The 18,290-nt window shown below is 36.5% G+C and carries 16 protein-coding genes and 3 tRNA genes; 15 read left to right on the forward strand and 4 right to left on the reverse strand.

Annotated features, from left to right (window positions below):
* The first annotated feature begins 103 nt into the window (after nt 1-103).
* The 9 genes from MMB68_RS11950 to MMB68_RS11990 all read left to right on the forward strand — a co-directional run bounded on the left by MMB68_RS11950 (nt 104) and on the right by MMB68_RS11990 (nt 9,748).
* Nucleotides 104-1,063, forward strand: a complete 960-nt coding sequence (locus MMB68_RS11950) for a LacI family DNA-binding transcriptional regulator (protein ID WP_221783026.1) — start codon at nt 104-106, stop codon at nt 1,061-1,063.
* A gap of 85 nt (nt 1,064-1,148) precedes the next feature.
* On the forward strand, nt 1,149-1,397 hold the full coding sequence (locus tag MMB68_RS11955; RefSeq protein WP_016764006.1) for a transcriptional regulator SplA domain-containing protein: 249 nt from the start codon (nt 1,149-1,151) through the stop codon (nt 1,395-1,397).
* A gap of 251 nt (nt 1,398-1,648) precedes the next feature.
* Complete coding sequence (gene splB / locus MMB68_RS11960; RefSeq protein WP_221783427.1) at nt 1,649-2,677, forward strand: spore photoproduct lyase; 1,029 nt, start codon at nt 1,649-1,651, stop codon at nt 2,675-2,677.
* Nucleotides 2,678-2,830: 153 nt separating this feature from the next.
* A complete protein-coding gene (locus MMB68_RS11965) occupies nt 2,831-3,274 on the forward strand; it encodes a hypothetical protein (protein ID WP_221783028.1) in 444 nt (147 codons plus the stop codon).
* A gap of 101 nt (nt 3,275-3,375) precedes the next feature.
* Nucleotides 3,376-3,612, forward strand: a complete 237-nt coding sequence (locus tag MMB68_RS11970; protein ID WP_013056931.1) for a hypothetical protein — start codon at nt 3,376-3,378, stop codon at nt 3,610-3,612.
* A gap of 174 nt (nt 3,613-3,786) precedes the next feature.
* Nucleotides 3,787-5,442, forward strand: a complete 1,656-nt coding sequence (locus tag MMB68_RS11975) for a DUF2339 domain-containing protein (RefSeq protein ID WP_277548874.1) — start codon at nt 3,787-3,789, stop codon at nt 5,440-5,442.
* A 127-nt stretch (nt 5,443-5,569) separates the two neighbouring features.
* A complete protein-coding gene (locus MMB68_RS11980) occupies nt 5,570-7,651 on the forward strand; it encodes a DNA topoisomerase III (protein ID WP_277548875.1) in 2,082 nt (693 codons plus the stop codon).
* An 83-nt stretch (nt 7,652-7,734) separates the two neighbouring features.
* Nucleotides 7,735-8,172 carry a YrvL family regulatory protein gene (locus MMB68_RS11985; RefSeq protein WP_277548876.1) on the forward strand — a complete coding sequence of 146 codons (438 nt, stop codon included), beginning with the start codon at nt 7,735-7,737 and terminating at the stop codon, nt 8,170-8,172.
* Between the two features lie 241 nt (nt 8,173-8,413).
* Nucleotides 8,414-9,748 (forward strand): FAD-dependent oxidoreductase, encoded by a 1,335-nt coding sequence (locus MMB68_RS11990; RefSeq protein WP_277548877.1) that lies wholly within the window; start codon nt 8,414-8,416, stop codon nt 9,746-9,748.
* Nucleotides 9,749-9,774: 26 nt separating this feature from the next.
* Here MMB68_RS11990 and MMB68_RS11995 read toward each other — a convergent pair whose 3' ends face one another.
* From MMB68_RS11995 to MMB68_RS12005, 3 genes are all read right to left on the reverse strand, one after another.
* The gene (locus tag MMB68_RS11995; protein ID WP_221783037.1) at nt 9,775-10,908 is read right to left on the reverse strand and encodes a GerAB/ArcD/ProY family transporter; all 1,134 of its coding nucleotides are present in this window, start codon (nt 10,906-10,908) and stop codon (nt 9,775-9,777) included.
* Between the two features lie 25 nt (nt 10,909-10,933).
* A complete protein-coding gene (locus MMB68_RS12000) occupies nt 10,934-11,167 on the reverse strand; it encodes a hypothetical protein (protein ID WP_221783039.1) in 234 nt (77 codons plus the stop codon).
* A 96-nt stretch (nt 11,168-11,263) separates the two neighbouring features.
* Entirely contained in the window at nt 11,264-12,385 is a 1,122-nt protein-coding gene (locus MMB68_RS12005) for a GerAB/ArcD/ProY family transporter (protein WP_269871279.1), read from the reverse strand.
* A 504-nt stretch (nt 12,386-12,889) separates the two neighbouring features.
* On the opposite strand from MMB68_RS12005, the gene MMB68_RS12010 reads away from it, so the two are divergent.
* From MMB68_RS12010 to MMB68_RS12035, 6 genes are all read left to right on the forward strand, one after another.
* On the forward strand, nt 12,890-13,159 hold the full coding sequence (locus MMB68_RS12010) for a hypothetical protein (RefSeq protein ID WP_014460213.1): 270 nt from the start codon (nt 12,890-12,892) through the stop codon (nt 13,157-13,159).
* Between the two features lie 309 nt (nt 13,160-13,468).
* Complete coding sequence (locus tag MMB68_RS12015; protein ID WP_221783428.1) at nt 13,469-14,863, forward strand: phospholipase D-like domain-containing protein; 1,395 nt, start codon at nt 13,469-13,471, stop codon at nt 14,861-14,863.
* Nucleotides 14,864-15,084: 221 nt separating this feature from the next.
* A tRNA-Trp gene (locus tag MMB68_RS12020) sits at nt 15,085-15,158 on the forward strand.
* Between the two features lie 26 nt (nt 15,159-15,184).
* A tRNA-Leu gene (locus MMB68_RS12025) sits at nt 15,185-15,266 on the forward strand.
* Between the two features lie 19 nt (nt 15,267-15,285).
* Nucleotides 15,286-15,357, forward strand: a tRNA-Gly gene (locus MMB68_RS12030).
* 214 nt (nt 15,358-15,571) lie between these two features.
* Entirely contained in the window at nt 15,572-16,972 is a 1,401-nt protein-coding gene (locus MMB68_RS12035) for a Na+/H+ antiporter NhaC family protein (protein ID WP_277548878.1), read from the forward strand.
* A 198-nt stretch (nt 16,973-17,170) separates the two neighbouring features.
* Here the strand turns inward: MMB68_RS12035 and MMB68_RS12040 are convergent, their stop codons facing one another.
* Nucleotides 17,171-18,271 (reverse strand): GerAB/ArcD/ProY family transporter, encoded by a 1,101-nt coding sequence (locus MMB68_RS12040; RefSeq protein WP_221783045.1) that lies wholly within the window; start codon nt 18,269-18,271, stop codon nt 17,171-17,173.
* Nucleotides 18,272-18,290 lie beyond the last annotated feature (19 nt).

Below are 18,290 nucleotides of genomic sequence, written 5' to 3' on the forward strand. Positions count from 1 at the left end.
TGAATAAAAACACGATGGTAACGGGTTTAGCTTATTGCAATTTCACTTTATAATGAGAATAAAGTATGAAACGCGTTTCAGCGCAAGAGAAAAAGGTGAAAACATGACAAATATCCGAGATATCGCAAAAAAAGCTGGTGTATCTGTTTCGACTGTATCCCGGGTGCTAAATCATCATCCGTATGTAAAAGAAGAAAAACGCCGGCTGGTAGAGCAGGTTATTCACGAACTTAATTATGAACAAAACATTAATGCCGTTCACTTATCAAAAGGGAAAACAAATATGATTGCCGTCGTCTTGCCTTTTATTAATCATCCGTATTTCAGTCTGCTTTTAGAAGGAGTGGCATCTCAAGCGTTAGAAAAGCAGTATCAGCTTGTTATTTGTCAGACGAACTATGATGTAAAAAAAGAAGAAGAAGCGCTTCATATGCTGAAAACAAAGCAAGTTGATGGAGTGATTATTTGTTCTAGAGCAAGCAGCTGGAGCACGATTGAATATTATCAGCAGTACGGGCCGATAGCCGTGTGCGAAAACGTACAGAATCGTTCTATTCGCTCCGTATACGTTGATCATTATGCAGCTTTTAAGCAGGCGCTTATGTATTTAAAAGAAAAAGGATATACGGATATTGGCTACTGTATCGGAAGAATGACGGGTACAAATAGCCTGCAGCGGCAGCAAGCATACAAAGAATATGTAGAAAGAATAAATCAGCCTTATCATCCGGAATGGGTTTTTCAAGGCTGTTTGAACGTGACAGATGGTGAAAAAGTGGTGGAAAAACTAGTGCAGATGAAAAATCGGCCTCAGGCGCTTTTAGTAACAAACGATCAAGTCGCTATCGGAATAAAAGCTCAGTGCGAACAAGCGGGTATTTCAGTTCCTGGTGAGTTAGCTATCATTGGTTTTGATAATCATCCCCTTTCTTCTTATTTACAAATAACAACGATTGAACTTCCTCTTAAGGAAATGGGAGAAACGCTTTTTACATTAGTGGGAAGCAAGGCTCCTCAGAAAATTGAGCTCCCTTTTCGGTTTATTGAGCGTAAAAGCGTATGAATTCTTGATGATGCCATGAGGTGTTTTTACCGGATAAAATGAGCAAAAGCGGACATCATACGAGTAAAGAAAGAAGAAAAGGATGATGATCGTGGAGAAAAAAGAATATCAAGTGGGAGATCAAGTATTTGTTATTTACCGAAATCCTCATACGGCAAACGTTGCGAATATTAATCAGGCTGAAATTGTTGAACATCCTGAAAACAAAGGTGAAAAGGCGCTGTTTTTACATGAGTCTTATCATTTGTTAGCTGAAGATGATGCCGTGTATTCAACGTATGAAGAAGCTGAAAAAATGTATAATAAGATATTTGATTATGAACAATATGACTGATGCAGAGGCTAAGACAAAAGTAGTGTAGTTAAAGGTAAACACGAACTATCTATCAAAAATGGATGAATAGTTCGTGTTTTTTTATGATCATGGTGAACGCAAGTTTCATGTATGTAGGTGTTTCTAGTGGTTGATTGGGTTCATTTCATTATGTTCCCATCTCTTTTTGTGTGAAAAATAATTAATTACCAAGGATAGAGTCTTTTTATTTTTCAAACGCTATTAGTATTAGAAAAAAGGAAGTGTACATGATGATAAAACCTTTTGTACCTCAATTAGTATATATTGAGCCAGGGGCAATGGAGTACCCGCTTGGTGTTCAATTAAAAGAAAAATTTGAGAAGATGGGAATTGAGATTCGTCAAACAACTTCTCATAATCAAGTGCGTAATATACCGGGAAAAAATGATTTGCAAAAATACCGCAATGCCAAGTCGACTTTAGTAGTTGGCGTGCGTAAAACATTGAAATTTGATACATCTAAACCGTCAGCTGAATATGCAATACCGTTTGCAACAGGTTGTATGGGGCACTGTCACTATTGTTATTTGCAGACAACAATGGGAAGCAAACCATATATTCGCACGTACGTGAATGTTGAAGAAATATTAGGTCAAGCACAACAATATATGCAGGAAAGAGCCCCTCAAATAACGCGATTTGAAGCGGCTTGTACATCTGATATCGTAGGAATTGACCATTTAACACATTCATTGAAGCGCGCGATTGAATATTTTGGGGAAAGTGAACTAGGTCAACTGCGCTTTGTGACTAAGTTTCATCACGTGGATCATTTATTGGATGCTAAACATAATGGTCGCACGCGCTTTCGCTTTAGCATAAATGCAGATTATGTTATAAAAAACTTTGAACCTGGTACATCTCCTCTCGATTACCGGATTGAAGCTGCTAATAAAGTCGCAAAAGCCGGATATCCACTTGGTTTTATTGTGGCCCCTATTTACATTCATGAAGGTTGGCAAGAGGGGTACCGTCAGCTGTTTGAAAAGCTTGACGCCTCTATACCTGAGGAGTCAAGAGATGATATTACGTTTGAAATGATTCAGCATCGCTTTACCAAGCCGGCCAAGCGGGTAATTGAGAAAAATTATCCAAAAACGAAGCTTGAGATGAATGAAGAGGAGCGCCGCTACAAATGGGGGCGTTACGGAATTGGAAAGTATGTATACGCAAAAGATGAAGAACAAGAATTAAGAGAAACATTAGAATATTACATTGATCAGTATTTTCCAAATGCAAAAATCGAATATTTTACGTAATTATTCTACAGTAATTGAAAAGTTATTCTGACGCCTTAGTCAAAATAACTTTTCAATTTTTAATGTAAAAAAATAAATTGCTTGCTAATAAGCTGAAAAAAAGAGGTTATTTTTATCTCTTGTCGTATTACATACAAAAGGGAGGTGACTGAGATGTTAAAGAATGAAGAGTTTGCGCTAACAAAAGAATTAACAAAAGAACAGCAAGAAGCTGCACAGAATTTTATTCAAGTGTTGTTCCAAGAAGATTTATCTGAATTTTGGAACATATTATGCGATATCGATAAGTCTCGTATTTACGGCTTGTATGAAGCAAACCATTACTATGATTCTGATATTGAACTACATGGATTTGTACAAGAAATAAGAGATAATGTAAGAGCTGTTTATGCGCCTCTTCAAGAGCAAGGAGGTATTTCGACGAAGGTTCGATATACAAACGAAGGAAAGATGTATGTATACATATTAGGAAGTGGCGAAAACCCGAAGGTATATCCTGTTGGATTAATGCATGAGACCTACATTGAAGAAGAACGTTTTTCTCAGCGTCTTCAAATTAGCATTTATAACGAAGAGTTTCGAAACGTTGCGCTGTAAACCATATATAAATGGGAAAATAAAGAATAATAAAATTAATTTGTTAAAATAGCAATATTTGGGGTATGTAATAGGTATAACATTAAAAAGGGGTGAAAGAAATGCATTATTATCGTATTTCAGAGGGAGACCATGAAGAGTATTGTGAAACGATTCTGCTTCATGAAAAGAAGTTTTGCAAAGAAACATTTCAATCTATGGTGCGAGAAGCAATGAACAATAAGCCAGGTAAAATTGACCGTGTGGATATTGTTAAATATTTAATTGGTCACCATAGTTTTCAAGTAGCCCACATCGAAGCGGGATTTCATAGTACATACAGCGAGAAAGTGACATAAAAAATGCAGCACATCCTATACAACGAACTTTTCTTTTGAAAAGGACGCTGTATTTTTTTTTTGCTAAAAATAGAATGTTTCTAAGTGATATTCCTTTTAATGGTATAATAGTTAAGTGCTGTAAGATATACATATAAAAATCACAAATACTTTAAAGAGAAAGGGTGAGGAAATATGGAAAAAGAAAGAATAGAAGAACTTGAACGAAAAATAAGCAGTTTAGAAGAAGACGTAGCCAGGCTAAAGTCGCTCGTATATAAAACAAATTCTCCAAGACCAAAAGCAGTTCACGCTCCTCCCAAGCAGCACCAGGAGACCGCTAAACGTCCTGCTCAAACAACAGCTAAAAGTTCACAGGTAATAGAAGAACCTGTTGATTGGGAAAAAGTCCTTTTTCAAATATGGCTGCCGAGAATCTTTATTTTTGTATTTATTATTGGCGTGCTATGGGGATTTAAAGCAGCCTCTGACTATGGATTAATGAATGAAAAAGTAAAAGTTGTTCTCGGTTTCGTTGTTTCAATAGGTTTTGCTGTGACAGGTCATTTCCAAATTAAAAAGGGTAGGTTGGTGCTCGGGCAAGTACTTGTAGGAGGAGCTATTCCTATTCTTATGTTAACGACGTTTGCGATGCATAGCCTATATCATTTAGCGGGACCAACGCTTGCTTTTATACTAAATACGAGCTGGATTATCTTAGGGATTATCGCGACAGTCTTTTATCGTTCACAGGCATTAGGGGTTATTAGCGCGGTTGGAGGCGTACTAGTTCCTTTTCTTATTGAAAGTAATTCGCCTAATGCGCTCGTTTTCATTGGCTATGAAACGCTTCTGTATATTGCCTTTTTGTATGTGGCAATCAAACAAAAATATTCAATTTTATATGTTCTTTCCGCGGTACTATTAAATCTTACGCTACTCATTTATTACTCGTTTGTTGGTGATAATGGTGTAAAAGAGTTATTAGGTATGGCGATTCTGATTCAGCATTTATGCTTAATTTCTAGTTTTTTTCTATCACAATCCGTACTCCAAGTATATGCGTTTACCCTTCTATCGAGTTTAGCAGTTACGTACGGCTGGCTGCTTGCCGTTTTTGACGATGGTACGACCACAATGGTGCTGCTTGCGCTAGTTATTATTTACGCACTAGGTGTTTACACAGTAAGAAGTTCTAAAGAGAAATTTGAATTTTTTATTACCTATTTAATTGTTGCAGTAGCGTTTTTTATTCATCAGCTCGTCGATTTAAGAGAAGGAGTCATTTTATATGTGATTCAAGGACTTGCTGTTTACTATATCGCCATGACGTATAAAAATCTACTTCATCAACTATTTTCTTATACGATTTATATACTGAGTGCCACGTATATCTTAGTTACACCAATCGAACAAGTGCTGTCTCTTCCGACATTAAATTGGGTTGTTGTGTTAGCTTCTATTCTAGTATTTGTATGGATCAGTATTCAAAAAACAGAAAAAGATGAGCACGATACGTTCAAAATTGGAGGAAGTATTGTTTTTTCTATTCTTTCTTTAATTTTTGCAACGGAAGTGACGGCCGCTGGCGCCAATGATCTTTCCGCTAATACGCAAACGCTTATTATGACGGCTGTTTGGCTATGTTTGGCCATTGCTGCATTCGTAATAGGATCACTTCGAACCTTTAAAACAGCCACGTATATCGGTGTCGGCCTGTTATTTTTAACACTTTTCAAACTTGTTTTATATGATTTACCTTTTATTCCAATGGCTATACGTGCCTTACTATTTATCGTCTTAGGAGCCATCGGTTTAATTATTTCGCGCCTATTTTATAAAAAGAAGTAGCTAAAAGCTGAAGAGAAATTCTTCAGCTTTCTTTATTATAATATAATTATGTAAACTTAATCTTGAAGTCGTACAAAAGGTATCCAATCATGTATAATGGAACAAGTGAATTGGAGGTATACATAAAATGAAATCACTTGTATTAGCAGAAAAGCCAAGTGTAGCACGTGATCTTGCACGTGTACTTGGCAGCACACAAACAAAAAAAGGGTATATTGAAGGGCCAAAGTACGTCGTAACATGGGCACTCGGTCATTTAGTTGAATTACAAACACCAGAGGATTATGATAACCAATATAAAACATGGCGATTAGAAGATCTGCCAATCATGCCTGAGAAAATGAAACTAAAAGTAATTCGTAAAGTAAGCTCTCAGTTTCGCACAGTATCTGATTTAGCAAAAAGAAAGGATATTGGAGAGTTAATTATTGCGACTGATGCAGGGCGTGAAGGAGAGCTTGTAGCACGTTGGATTATGGAAAAGGTACGCTGGAACAAGCCGTTTAAACGCCTTTGGATTTCATCTCAAACGGATAAAGCAATTCGTGACGGGTTTAAACAGTTAAAGCCAGGAAAAGAGTTTAATCGCTTGTATGATTCAGCGGTTTGCCGTTCAGAAGCCGATTGGCTTATCGGTTTAAACGTAACGAGAGCGTTAACGACTAAATACGAAGAACCGTTATCGGCAGGGAGGGTACAAACACCGACGCTTGCGATGATAATTGAGCGTGAACAAGTAATTAACACATTTAAGCCTAGTGAATATTGGACGCTTACAGCTCAGTTTTCATCTTTTGAAGCAGCTTGGCAAAAAGGCAATGAAAAGCGCATTTTTGATGAAAAACGCGCAAAAGAGCTGCACTCAAAATTATCAGGTGAGGCAGTTGTAAAAACAATTAAGCGCAAAATGCATAAAGAAGCGCAGCCGCTTCCTTATGACTTAAACGAACTGCAGCGAGATGCTAATAAACGCTTTAACTTCTCTGCTAAGAAGACATTAAATGTACTTCAAAAGTTATATGAACAGCATAAGTTAGTCACGTATCCACGTACAGATTCTCGTTATTTAACAACAGATATGGTTTCCACTATGAAGGAGCGCTTGGAAAGTATCTCTGCTGTATATAAAGAAGAAGTTCGTCCAATTTTAAGAAATGCACAGTTGCCAAAACGAGTGGTGAATAACGAGAAAGTAAGTGATCACCATGCTATCATCGTAACGGATCAGTCTGTGTTTTTACAGGACTTATCAGCTGATGAAAGAAAGCTGTATGACTTAATTGCAAAGCGATTTATTTCGTTATTTTATCCTGCATATGAGTATGAAGTGGTCAAAGCCGAGCTTGAAGTCAATGGGGAACAGTTAGTAGCAAGCGGAAAGCAAGTCGTAAATGCAGGCTTTAAAAAAGTTTCTGGTGGAGAATCAGAAGCAACGGTGAAGCTGCCTGATATGCAAGAAGGCAGCAAGCTGAGCATTCAAGAGGTAACGATGAAAAGTGCATTTACAGAGCCGCCGCAGCGCTATACAGAAGCAGATCTTCTTGGACAAATGGAAAAACATAATTTAGGCACGCCGGCAACACGTGCAGATATTATTGAAAAGCTTCTGCAAAACGAATCCATTGATCGCCAAAACAATCGTCTGCATGCAACCAAAAAAGGAAAGCAGCTGATTGACCTAGTAGCGGATGAGTTAAAGTCGCCTGAACTCACGGCTAAGTGGGAACGTGATTTAGAAGCAATTGCTAAAGGAAAAGGAAATGCAAAAGAGTTCTTAACAAATATTCGCGAACAAACAGAAAAGCTGGTTAAGCAAGTAAAAACAAGTAACCAAACGTACAAACCTCATAATTTAACGGGCTCTAAATGTCCGGAATGCGGTTCGTTCTTGAAAGAAAAGAAAACAAAGCAAGGAAGAGTGCTCGTTTGTTCAAGTCTTGAGTGCAGCTATAGACGCGCAAAAGACCCTAAATTATCGAATCGACGCTGTCCGCAGTGTCATAAACGAATGGAAATTCATTCAGGAAAAGCGGGTACGTACTTCCAATGCCGTTCATGTCAAGTAGTGGAAAAAGCTGAGGACAAAAAGAAAAAGATTTCAAAACGAGAAGAACGAAAGCTTCTTAACAAATACAACGATGACGGAGCATTTGGTTCAAGCTTGGGGGATGCTTTAAAACAAGCTCTTCAAGATAAAAAAGATAACTAACGTCGAAAAGTGCGATACCATGGTATCGCACTTTTTTAGTATAATATGGATTAAGTGATGAGTAAGCAAGGTGGCGTGGAACAATGAAAAGAAAAAACAAGGGAATGGATCGTTTAATTGCGTTCTTTATAGCAGGAGCGATGGTACTAATCATTTTAGCTATCTTAATGGGAAGCTACTTTTTTGGTTTTATAGGCTTCCTTAGAGTGATGGGAGTGGAATATGACTCTTACTGGGCCATATGTTTATTTCTATTTTTTATTTTTGTGTTTGGCTCTATCACAGAGCTTTTTTCAAAGGCACTTATTTTTTTAATGAAGAATGCTAGGATGAACAGAGTACTATTTATAACATCTGCAGCTTTTGTGGATATATTTTTTACTTTTCTATCAGTTTATATAGCAGACTTGCTTGTGAGCGGAATCACTGTATCTATTTTAGCGGTGACTCTTTTATCCGTCTTATTTTTTTGGATGGAGAGTGCATTGGATAGTGAGTTTCTACGTAAAAAAACAAGCTGATGAAGTTTTTCATCAGCAGCGCATCAGCAAAAAAACGCATCATATCAAGCTTCAACGCTATTTAAAGAACCCTTTAACATATTTTTTTAAAAAAAGTATGTGATTTTTTTCACATATCTCTTGAAAAAGGATAAACATGTTTGTATAATAAGAATTGTAAAAGATATGTGAAACATTTCACAATATATGTGAATAACTTCACAATATCATATTTTCTATAATCCTAAGGGGGATATCATCTATGAAAATTGCAGTAGTAGGGTGTACACATGCAGGAACAGCAGCAGTAAAAAATATGGCAGAACTTTATCCAGAAGCTAAAATTACAGTTTATGAGCGAAATGATAATGTTTCATTTTTGTCTTGTGGAATTGCGCTCTATGTAGGCGGGGTCGTAAAAGATGCAAATGGTTTATTTTACTCTTCACCGTCTGAATTGCAAGAGATGGGTGTAAATATGAAAATGAAACATGAAGTTACGAATATTGATACAGAATACAAAAAAATAGCAGTGCGAAATTTAGAAACCAACGAAGAATTTGAAGATACATTTGATAAATTAGTGATGACAACTGGATCATGGCCGATTATTCCAAACCTTGAAGGCATCGATTTAAATAATGTTGTGCTTTGTAAAAATTATCAGCATGCTAATCACATTATTGAAAAAGCAAAACAAGCAAAAAAAATCGCCGTAATTGGTGCTGGCTATATCGGTGCAGAATTAGTAGAAGCATTTGAAGTATATGGAAAAGAAGTCACATTTATTGATAGTGCTGATCGTATTTTAAATAAATATCTTGATCCAGAGTTTACAAGCTTGATGGAAACGGAATTTAAAAATCGCGGAGTTACATTAGCATTAAACCAAGCGGTTACTAAATTTGTAGGCAGCGATGGATCTGTTGAAAAAGTAGTGACAACTGAAGGTGAATACGAAGCGGATCTTGTGATTCTGTGTGTTGGCTTCCGTCCAAATACAGACTTAGTAAAAGGACAAGTAGACATGCTTCCAAACGGCGCAATTGTGGTTGATGAATATATGCAAACAAGCAAAAAAGATATATTTGCTGCCGGAGATAGCTGTGCCATTTATTACAATCCGATTAAGAAACATGCCTATATTCCACTTGCTACCAATGCGGTTAGAATGGGAACATTAGTAGCTCAAAACCTTGTTAAGCCGACGATTAAGTATATGGGAACACAAGGAACATCAGGCTTGCATATTTATGATTACAATGTTGCATCTACCGGCATAACTGAAGCAGCAGCTTCTCTTTTTGATATGAATGTGAAAAGAATCACAATATCAGAGAATAACCGACCTGAATTCATGCCAACGTACGAAAATATTACGTTGAAAGTAGTATATGAAGAAGAAACAAGACGAATTGTAGGCGCACAGGTTATTTCTAAAATTGATGCTACTCAAGCAATCAATACATTGTCCGTATGCGTACAGCAAGAAATGACGATCGATGAGCTTGGCTTTATGGACTTTTTCTTTCAGCCCCACTTTAATAAGCCTTGGCATTTCTTAAACCAAGCAGGGCTTCAAGCGCTTCAAGCATAAAAAAAGCAGGTGACTACCTGCTTTTTTTATGTGGATTTTATTATCTTTTTTATTTTTATTTTTATTTTAGCAGGTTTAAAGCGGATCCATCCTATGATAAGAAGAATAAAAGGATATAAAGCTCCTATCAAAAAACTATAGGGAATCCACGTTTCGGCTAACCATGTTTTTTGATAAGTAATGGTTGGGTACACAATAATGGAAAAAGTCGTAACAATTAATCCCATCGGTAACGTTAGAAATCGAGTTTCATTGATGTTAAAAATATGACAAAGTCCAGCGATGGAAGCATGAAAATAAAGAGAAACCTTAAAGAAAAGAGTGAGAAACCATATAATAGCAATAATTACCTCGATTCCTTGCAAAAAATTTCCCACCTCAATTCGCTTAGCCATTTCATATACAGGAAACATGGTAGTTGAAGAATGATAAGAACCAATAACGATTATACAAGAGAGAATAACAATTACCATAATAAATCCACCTAACAGACTTCCGCTCATTAAAGCTTTAGCTCCTTTTTCAGGTTTTCTTAAATGAAGGGGGAAAATCATCATCAAAGGAGCAAAAGTAAAATAAGTAATGCTAAGAAAGATAAGAACCGAATGAGTCAGCGGCTTTAAGTGAATGTCCATTAAAGGCATAAGATTTTCAAGTTTCATTTGAGGAGTTAGTGAAAAAATAAAAATCCCGAGAAGGCCAACAAACCACGGGAAAAAGATTTCACAGCAGCGTGCAATTGTTTCTAGACCGAGTCTTGCCCCGAACACAACCACAAGCATAAAAATAATGTGAATAGCAAGCAGCGGCGTTTCCATCATAATATGGGTATTTAAAAAACTCCCGACGTAGTATACAATACGGCTGCACGTTATGACAGTAGATATGACAAATAAACAAGATACACCTTTTCCTAGATATTTTCCAAATACTACATCATTGATTTCTACTAGATTTTTATCTTTAAATAAAAGTCCGAGAGCTATATATACTTTCACTAATACAAATCCGCATGCTACTCCGAGGATAGCCGGAATCCAAGCAGTTTGCTTAGAATCAACAGTCATAGCCGCTGGAGCAATAACAATTGTGCTTCCAATTGTATAAAGCATAACGAGCATGCGAAATTGAATCGTTGAAATTTTAACTACAGGTTTCAAGGTATTCACTTCCTCGTCTTACGTATTAAGATAATAAATGAAGTAAAAATATGCTGATTGGCCTGAAGATAGCAGCTGATAAATCAGAAGGATTTGGAACATATAAACCCAGTGCTTTACAGATGCTTACGGACATTCCAATTGCAAGAACTGTGTAGAATAGCCATAATTCTTTCTTCGCTTTTTTTTGCCGTAAGTTAGGTGCTTCAAACCAAATGACGAGCGTGCAAACAATAAGTAACCCCAATACCCCTAGCATAGACTAGCTCCTATACATGAATAATTAATGTTATATTTTCCAGAAAAATAACTCCTTATACTGAATGTGCATTCTCTATTAAAGGTTTTTGATTTTTTAGTCGCTGTTAGAAGAATGCTGCTTTTTGTTTTGAATAAATCCTGCAATTAAAAGGAAAAGCGGATATAAGATGCCTACAAGTAAGCTGTAGGGAATCCACGTTTTTGTATCCCAATCTTTTTGATAAGAAACGCTTGGATACACAATAAGGGAAAGTGTAATCATGATGAGTGCGACTGGAAAAGAAAATAGCTTGTAGTCCTTTATGTGAAATACATTGGCAAACCCCAAAAGAGTAGCGTAAAAGTAAATGCAAAGCTTAAAAAAGAGAGTAATAAACCACAAAATAGCAATGACTACTTCAATTCCTTGAAGAAAGTTTCCTACATCGATTCTTCTTCCTAATTCATAGCTTGGAAACATGGTGATTTGGGAGTAATAAGGACCAAGCACTAAAATTCCGAGTAAGATTAACGTAACCATCACTAGTCCACCGGCTATATTCCCTATATAAAAAGATTGAGTGGCCTTTTTTATGTCTGGTGTATGGGAAGGAAAAATCATAAGCAAAATCGTATAAGTCAAAGAACTCATGCTTAAAAACGTTAAAACAGCCCGAATAAAAGCTTTTGGATGGATTTCGAACACAGGCTGAATATGCTCTATTTTAATTTGAGGGATCATAGATAAAATGAGAAGTCCGAATAATCCGACAAACCAAGGGAATAAAATCTCGGCACTTCGTGCAATAACCTCTATTCCTAGGCGTACTCCTACGATGACCACACCCATAAATGCAATGTGGATGGCTGTAAGCGGCGTGTAGGGAAGAATTTGTGTAGTGAGAAAATTTCCTACATAGTAAAGAACTTGACTGCTGATAAATAAATTGGATAATACAAAAACAGCAGAAACAATCTTTCCAAGCAGTTTGCCTAAAATTTTTTCGTTCATTTCCATCAGCGTAAGCGTTGGAAACATTTTTCCTAGCGAGGTAAAAAGCAAAACTAAGCCAATTCCTGATGCTACACCGAAAAGTGCTGCAATCCAGGCATCTTGATGAGCATCAGCCGTAATAGCGGCAGGCACAACAATAATTGTGCTTCCGATGCTATATAAAGTTACTAGCTTGCGAAATTGCGTAGCCGAAATATTGATTTCATTAAGCAAAATGAGCACATCCTTTTGCCATATACACTAATTAAGTGATCCAACGGAATAATAAGTGACTTAAAGGTTGAAACATTGCTTCTACCCAATCAGAAGGGTTCGGTAGAGGCAGCCGAAAGATTTTTGCAAGAGCGATCATGATACTGATTGTCATGAATACAATAAAAATTTTCCGTTCCTTTTTATGAGAGTGTTGAGGTAATCTTTTTATTTCCATCCATATAATCCCTGCACAAATGATCAAAAAGGAAAGAAACAAGTGCATGCAGTCAACCCCAATATATTTTGACGTTCAAATAAGCTACTCGTATGATGTCCGCTAAAGAAAGTGATTATACATTTATGTAAAATATAGAAAGTATTTCAAGGGATAAAAGATATCATTGGACGCTCTTAAATAATAAAGGAATTCGTTACGCGGAATATTTACGCAGCTTCAACCTATTGAAACGTCGTATGAATAAGTGGAAAAATGCCACACTATAGAGTAAACAAATGGAAAGGAGCACTATGATGAAAAAATTCCCATATAACAAAGATAAACAACAATCGTTTCAAGCAGCACAGCAGGGGCATAAAGAAGCAGTAGATGCATATGAACAGGCAAATGAAGCTAAAAATGATGCATCGTATGGACATGAAGCGAAGCAAGCGATAGGTGAAGTGAATGAAGCCTCTCAGCAAATTGAAAACGCGCTTGAAAATGCTTCTGAAACACAGCGTCAGCGTTTAACAGAGTTTCAGCAAGATATAAAAGATATGGAGAACGACCTTAATCAATAAAAGAGCCGCTGTTTTACTTAGGCAGGTTCACAATAGTGAGTATAAATTGTAAAAGCAGAAGATAATGAACTTCTGCTTTTTTTACTGGTAGTGTGAACGTAGGTTTCGTGTATATAATTGCTTCTAGCTGTTGTATGGAAGGAAAGGCGAAGACTTGCACGGAAATCAACAGTAGTGTAACAAATAATCCATCATTCCATTCTTATTTTAAAAGGTATAGAAGTTAAAAAAGTAAGAATCCTAATAAAAACAGAACGATAAGAATGGAAAGGGATTGTGACAGGAAACATGCTAATAAACATACTAATAATGATTGTCGTATTGTACTTCATATATGTATTCGTAACTGCAGTGGTACTGTTTTATGTCCCTTTGCACAAGGGAAAAGACTTAAAAGTAATGAATACTGAGAATTTTTACGGGAAGAAAGAATCCACAGACCGAGTTATGCTTTTGGAAAATGGTTATTTTTCAGGGCTTGTTCGGATGCAGATGATTCAAGAAGCGAGGCATACAATCGATATTGCGTATTTTTCCATCGGTAAAGGTCGTTCTTCGGATTTACTTATGGGCGCTTTATTCGAAGCTGCGGATCGAGGTATACGTATTCGCGTGCTGTTAGATGGGATCTCTCATGGGTTAAAAGGTAAGAGAAAAAATGTTCTTTATGCTCTAGCTTTCCACAATAATATTGAATTAAAGTACTATGAGCCCTTTACTATTTTTAAACCTTGGACATGGCATAATCGTCTTCACGATAAAATAATAGTAGTCGATGGCCAATTAGGTATTATTGGAGGACGAAACATTGGAGATAAATACTTGGCCAGTCAACCAGATAAAAATTTTGTCTATGACCGTGATGTGCTGATTTATAACACAAAGCAAGAAAGTCATAGTGTTATTCTCTCAATGGAGAAGTATATAAAGAAATTATGGAATCATCCGTATACACGCAAAGCTTTTCCAAAGCTCAAGAAAACTAAACAATTTCGCGGTCTTTCAGGAAAAAAATTGTTGATAGATCAATACGAAGAGGCCAAAAAAGCAAACGAACCTTTTGTCCATCCTTATATTATATGGAGAGAATCAACGATGCCTACAAGAAAGGTTTCTTTTATTACAAATCCTATTCAAAGAATTAATAAAAGCCCTTTTATATGGAAAACATTTATTAAGCTTTCCCAACAAGCTGAAAAATCCATTGTCGTTCAAAGTCCTTATATCGTACCAACAAAAGAGATGGAACAGTATATAGATAAGCGGGTAAAACCCAAAGTACAAAGAATTATTTTAACTAATTCTATTACATCGACTCCAAATGCTATGGCTTTTTCTGCATACTTGGGAGTAAAGAATCGCGTTATAAAAGCTGGTTCGAAGCTTTATGAATATCAAAAGCCTTATTCAATTCACGGGAAATCTATTGTTTATGATCAGCGTTTAAGTGCAGTTGGTTCTTTTAACTTAGATTCACGTTCTGCATTTTTAAACACTGAATCCATGGTTATGATAGATAGTGAAGAATTTGCAGCCGAGTTAACAGGAGCTATTGAAACCAAAATTTCTCACAGTATGCTTGTAGGAAATGAGGGAGAACCTGTGGATTTTAATACGGATTCTCAAAAAAACGTGCCTCCTGTAAAATCTGCAATTCTACATATTCTTTCGGTTCTTACAAGATTTTGGAGACATTTTGTATAGTACTGTGTTACAGCAGAGTCTCTAAAAACAAATAGCGGAGATTAAAAAAGACTGCAGCTGGGGAAGGGAATGTGTAAAAAGCTGTGATATGCCTCACAGTTTTTTTGAAGCCGCTAGTACTAGTTATGATTCATCAAAAGACCTATTGACGAAATTACATATATGTTTTACTATAATATAGCGTCGTTAATAAACGAGGTTCTTTTGAAGAAATCATTTCTAGGGGCATAGTTTAAAGGTAGAACTACGGTCTCCAAAACCGTCAGTGTGGGTTCGATTCCTACTGCCCCTGCCATTTTGGAGTTATCTTTTAATTCACACGCGGGTGTGGCGGAATTGGCAGACGCGCTAGACTTAGGATCTAGTGTCTTATGACGTGGGGGTTCAAGTCCCTTCACCCGCATCTTTACTTTCATATATGCGCGGAAGTAGTTCAGTGGTAGAACACCACCTTGCCAAGGTGGGGGTCGCGAGTTCGAACCTCGTCTTCCGCTTCTTTTCAAAAGCAGTTTGCATGTGCAAACTGCTTTTTTGTTGTAGAAATAAAGAGTTTTAGTGGGCTGTTTGTAATCAGAAATATTTTATTAAAACAGTACTGCTTATACGTGTTGTTTTCGTGAATATACACACAATATTGGGGTTACATTAAAAGCTAATGAACGATACGTGAAGACATCTAATATGGTTTTTAAGATAGGGGAGAGTCCTATGGAATCTAGTTGGTTTTCAATTATACCGTTTTTAATTGTTATTCCCATAGCTATTTTCACGAAACAAGTGCTGCCAGGATTGTTTTTAGGATTATTAGTAGGCGCTTATTTGATTGATCATTCGATTATCGGAGGTGTTGAAAAGCTACTTTACTACGTTGTACAAGCTCTTAGAAATAAAAGTAATATAGAAATCGTCGTCTTTTTATACGCGTTTTCAGGGCTTATCGGAATGATTAAGATGGCTGGAGGAGTTAAAGGTTTTGTGGAAACAGCTGCTGAAAGAATTGATACAAGAAAAAAGGCCCTCATTTTAACCTATGTTTCAACCATTGGAACATTCAGTGCTCCCACATTTCGTTTTGTTACGATCGCGCCCATCATGAGAGCACTGCTGAAAAAAGTGAAAATGACGACAGCAGAGCTAGGATTTGTTATTGAAACAACTGCTACTCCTGTTATCGTCTTAATTCCTGTGGCAACGGCATTTGTAGGATATATGGTCTCAATCATTCAAATGGCGATTGATCATCAAGGCATAAAACAAGACGCTTATTCTTTGTTTATTCAAAGCATTCCTTATAACTTCTTTTCGATTGTGATTATTTTAGTAGGGATTTATTTCAGCTTTTTTCATCATTCAACATCTACGGCTCCTATGAAGCTCGAGGAAGAAGACGAAAAAGATTGGCATGATTGTCATCCTTGCGTATCGAAGGATTTGCCTTCTAAGCCTTGGAATCTGTTACTACCTTTACTTATTGTGATTTCACTTACCTTACTTTTAACATGGTGGAGTGGACATCACAAGAGTCACACCTTTTTTGAAGCATTTATTAAAGCAGACGTGCTAGAAGCGATGGTAGTAGCTTTAATTATGACTACGTTAATTACCTTCATTTTTTTCTTGTTTCAGCGCTTTACATTACAGAATTTGCTTAATGGTTTTATCACAGGAGGCAATGATTTAATGTCCGTTATTCTGCTGTTATCGGTAGTATGGGGATTATCCGCTGTTACAGAAGACTTGGGTTTTTCGAATTTCGTGACGGTACATTCTAAGTGGATTCCCCAAATGTTTGTCACTCCTTTTATGTTTGTGTTTGGAGCTGCTATTTCTTACTTTATCGGGTCTGCTTGGGGGACGTGGGGGATTTTAATGCCGCTTGGTGTATCGCTTGCAAGTTCTGCAGATCTTTCTTTGCCGTTGATTATCGGTGCAGTATTTGCAAGCGGTTCATTTGGAGCATTTTCTTCACCTTTAAGCGACGATACGAATACCATCGCCAAAATATTAGATTTATCTGTTATTGAATATGCCAAATATAAATTAAAGCCAGCTTTAATTGCAGCAGGAATAACAGTTGCTTTTTATCTCATTGTATCTTTCATGTTTTGAATGAGAGAAATAGCCATCTAGTATCAATTTTTTATTTTTTTCAGCTTAAAATATGCATACAGTCCTAATGATACGCACACTAGCATGATACAAGTAAGCGGAAATAAGATGGTATTAACAAAATGATCATAAAACCATATATACACGAACATCACCTCGATAATTTTAAAGCTATTTTTTCTATTTATTAGAGATATACTATCTGTGCTGCTTCTTCCTATTTTTCAAAAAGGCGATAATCAAAAGCAGCATAGGTACGATAGCAAAAAGAGGCATATGTAAAAGAAATCTCGCTACGTGTAATCCTTCATAAAGATGCTCTTGAAAATTACTAGCGATTGTAATCGACAAAAATAACACAATGATGCCTAAAGGATAAGCTAGACGTGAAGGAGATTTAATTTTAAATAAAGTAGCTGTACCTATTATAGAAGCATAAAACAAGATGCTAACTTTAAAATAAATCCCAATAACCATAGCAAACATAAAAAATACATCTAGACGCTCTAAAAAATCAGCTACTTGGATCGTTTGAACAGTACTAAGAAGAGGGAACTGAGATCTTGTTGTCAAATCAACTCCAAGTACGCTAATGTTAATGATCATCGTAATAATTAGATTAATTCCGCTTAATCCCGTTGCACATAGCATGGTGACATTTGCTTTTTTGGGGTTGCTTAAATAAGGTAGAAGCATGGTAAATACAATAGCTTCTGTGAAAGGAAAATACAGCGTTTCGGTTAAAGCAACTTTGGCAACAGGGAGTATTCCTTCTTTTAATACCGGCTGTAAGTTCTTAAAATCAATTAATCCTGAGCTAATAATTAAGATGAAGCCTGCAATAGCCAGAAAATACATAAAAATAAACAGAAGTTCTCCTGACCTCGCTATTGCTTCAATTCCTTTTCGGGTTATATAGATAATGACCAGCATCAATAAAGCATTGGCAATAAATAAAGGGGTATCGGGATAGGCAAAAGTAAGAAGCATCTCTCCGAAATCTCTTAGAACTCGCGATGCATCGTATAAAAAATACACAATATATATGAAGGCAAGAAGTGTTCCCAGTACTTTACCTAAAATTTTCTGCATATACTCTGTAGGCAGGAGGTCCGGATAGTAGGAATAGAGCTTATGATAGATTAAGAAGAAAAAAAAGCTGCACAGCATTCCAATTAAAATAGCTAGCCACGCATCTTGTTTCGCTCCCATTGCAAGAGGGACTAATAGGGCGCTTCCCAGTTCAAATAAAACCATGAGAATAAATAATTGAGTGGCGCTAATTTTTGCTTTTTCCATATAGCCAGAACCTCCTTAT

This window comes from Priestia sp. Y58, from assembly GCF_029522095.1.
GTDB classification, from domain to species: domain Bacteria; phylum Bacillota; class Bacilli; order Bacillales; family Bacillaceae_H; genus Priestia; species Priestia megaterium_E.

Excerpts from the sequence above, each read along its gene's own strand:
- MMB68_RS11975 (WP_277548874.1), top strand. The coding sequence starts at position 3,787 with ATGGAAAAAGAAAGAATAGAAGAACTTGAACGAAAAATAAGCAGTTTA.
- MMB68_RS11980 (WP_277548875.1), top strand. The coding sequence starts at position 5,570 with ATGAAATCACTTGTATTAGCAGAAAAGCCAAGTGTAGCACGTGATCTT.
- MMB68_RS11970 (WP_013056931.1), top strand. The coding sequence starts at position 3,376 with ATGCATTATTATCGTATTTCAGAGGGAGACCATGAAGAGTATTGTGAA.
- MMB68_RS11985 (WP_277548876.1), top strand. The coding sequence starts at position 7,735 with ATGAAAAGAAAAAACAAGGGAATGGATCGTTTAATTGCGTTCTTTATA.
- MMB68_RS12010 (WP_014460213.1), top strand. The coding sequence starts at position 12,890 with ATGAAAAAATTCCCATATAACAAAGATAAACAACAATCGTTTCAAGCA.
- MMB68_RS11955 (WP_016764006.1), top strand. The coding sequence starts at position 1,149 with ATGATCGTGGAGAAAAAAGAATATCAAGTGGGAGATCAAGTATTTGTT.
- MMB68_RS12040 (WP_221783045.1), bottom strand. The coding sequence starts at position 18,271 with ATGGAAAAAGCAAAAATTAGCGCCACTCAATTATTTATTCTCATGGTT.
- MMB68_RS12035 (WP_277548878.1), top strand. The coding sequence starts at position 15,572 with ATGGAATCTAGTTGGTTTTCAATTATACCGTTTTTAATTGTTATTCCC.
- MMB68_RS11950 (WP_221783026.1), top strand. The coding sequence starts at position 104 with ATGACAAATATCCGAGATATCGCAAAAAAAGCTGGTGTATCTGTTTCG.
- splB (WP_221783427.1), top strand. The coding sequence starts at position 1,649 with ATGATAAAACCTTTTGTACCTCAATTAGTATATATTGAGCCAGGGGCA.
- MMB68_RS11990 (WP_277548877.1), top strand. The coding sequence starts at position 8,414 with ATGAAAATTGCAGTAGTAGGGTGTACACATGCAGGAACAGCAGCAGTA.
- MMB68_RS12015 (WP_221783428.1), top strand. The coding sequence starts at position 13,469 with ATGATTGTCGTATTGTACTTCATATATGTATTCGTAACTGCAGTGGTA.
- MMB68_RS12000 (WP_221783039.1), bottom strand. The coding sequence starts at position 11,167 with ATGCTAGGGGTATTGGGGTTACTTATTGTTTGCACGCTCGTCATTTGG.
- MMB68_RS11965 (WP_221783028.1), top strand. The coding sequence starts at position 2,831 with ATGTTAAAGAATGAAGAGTTTGCGCTAACAAAAGAATTAACAAAAGAA.